This is a genomic window from Streptomyces sp. NPDC048411 (genome assembly GCF_040704695.1).
GTDB lineage: Bacteria > Actinomycetota > Actinomycetes > Streptomycetales > Streptomycetaceae > Streptomyces.
Map to the genome: position 1 here is coordinate 1313 of NZ_JBEZKL010000249.1, position 1960 is coordinate 3272.

1 rRNA gene (only partly in view) is annotated in these 1960 nt (G+C 57.0%); it reads right to left on the minus strand.

From position 1 onward, the window contains the following. A 23S ribosomal RNA gene (locus tag AB0915_RS38225) occupies nt 1-1934 on the minus strand; it reaches 1290 nt to the left of the window's first position. Nucleotides 1935-1960 lie beyond the last annotated feature (26 nt).

Sequence of the window (1960 nt, forward strand, 5' to 3'; positions counted from 1 at the left end):
CCGGTGATGGCCCCCCTTCTCCCGAAGTTACGGGGGCATTTTGCCGAGTTCCTTAACCATAGTTCACCCGAACGCCTCGGTATTCTCTACCTGACTACCTGAGTCGGTTTAGGGTACGGGCCGCCATGAAACTCGCTAGAGGCTTTTCTCGACAGCATAGGATCATCCACTTCACCACAATCGGCTCGGCATCAGGTCTCAGGCACATGTGTGACGGATTTACCTACCACACGCCCTACACCCTTACCCCGGGACTACCACCGCCCGGGCTGGACTACCTTCCTGCGTCACCCCATCGCTTACCTAGTACAAGTCTGGTTCGTCGGCTCCACCACTACCCTCAACTCCGAAGAGATCGGGCCGGCTTCACGGACTTAGCATCGCCTGATTCAGTATTGGGCGTTTCAAAGCGGGTACCGGAATATCAACCGGTTGTCCATCGACTACGCCTGTCGGCCTCGCCTTAGGTCCCGACTTACCCTGGGCAGATCAGCTTGACCCAGGAACCCTTAGTCAATCGGCGCACACGTTTCTCACGTGTGTATCGCTACTCATGCCTGCATTCTCACTCGTGAACCGTCCACAACTCGCTTCCGCGGCTGCTTCACCCGGCACACGACGCTCCCCTACCCATCCGTACTCCCGTTGGGGATACATGTACGAATGACACGACTTCGGCGGTACGCTTGAGCCCCGCTACATTGTCGGCGCGGAATCACTTGACCAGTGAGCTATTACGCACTCTTTCAAGGGTGGCTGCTTCTAAGCCAACCTCCTGGTTGTCTCTGCGACTCCACATCCTTTCCCACTTAGCGTACGCTTAGGGGCCTTAGTCGATGCTCTGGGCTGTTTCCCTCTCGACCATGGAGCTTATCCCCCACAGTCTCACTGCCGTGCTCTCACTTACCGGCATTCGGAGTTTGGCTAAGGTCAGTAACCCGGTAGGGCCCATCGCCTATCCAGTGCTCTACCTCCGGCAAGAAACACACGACGCTGCACCTAAATGCATTTCGGGGAGAACCAGCTATCACGGAGTTTGATTGGCCTTTCACCCCTAACCACAGGTCATCCCCCAGGTTTTCAACCCTGGTGGGTTCGGTCCTCCACGAAGTCTTACCTCCGCTTCAACCTGCCCATGGCTAGATCACTCCGCTTCGGGTCTTGAGCGTGCTACTGAAACGCCCTATTCGGACTCGCTTTCGCTACGGCTTCCCCACACGGGTTAACCTCGCAACACACCGCAAACTCGCAGGCTCATTCTTCAAAAGGCACGCAGTCACGACTGTTGCTCCGAAGAACAACAGCGACGCTCCCACGGCTTGTAGGCACACGGTTTCAGGTACTATTTCACTCCGCTCCCGCGGTACTTTTCACCATTCCCTCACGGTACTATCCGCTATCGGTCACCAGGGAATATTTAGGCTTAGCGGGTGGTCCCGCCAGATTCACACGGGATTTCTCGGGCCCCGTGCTACTTGGGTGTCTCTCAAACGAGCCGTCAATGTTTCAGCTACGGGGGTCTTACCCTCTACGCCGGACCTTTCGCATGTCCTTCGCCTACATCAACGGTTTCTGACTCGTCTCACGGCCGGCAGACCGTGAAAAAGAGATCCCACAACCCCGCATGCGCAACCCCTGCCGGGTATCACACGCATACGGTTTGGCCTCATCCAGTTTCGCTCGCCACTACTCCCGGAATCACGGTTGTTTTCTCTTCCTGAGGGTACTGAGATGTTTCACTTCCCCTCGTTCCCTCCACACTGCCTATGTGTTCAGCAGCGGGTGACAGCCCATGACGACTGCCGGGTTTCCCCATTCGGACACCCCCGGATCAAAGCTCGGTTGACAGCTCCCCGGGGCCTATCGCGGCCTCCCACGTCCTTCATCGGTTCCTGGTGCCAAGGCATCCACCGTGCGCCCTTAAAAACTTGGCCACAGATGCTCGCGTCCACTGTGAAGT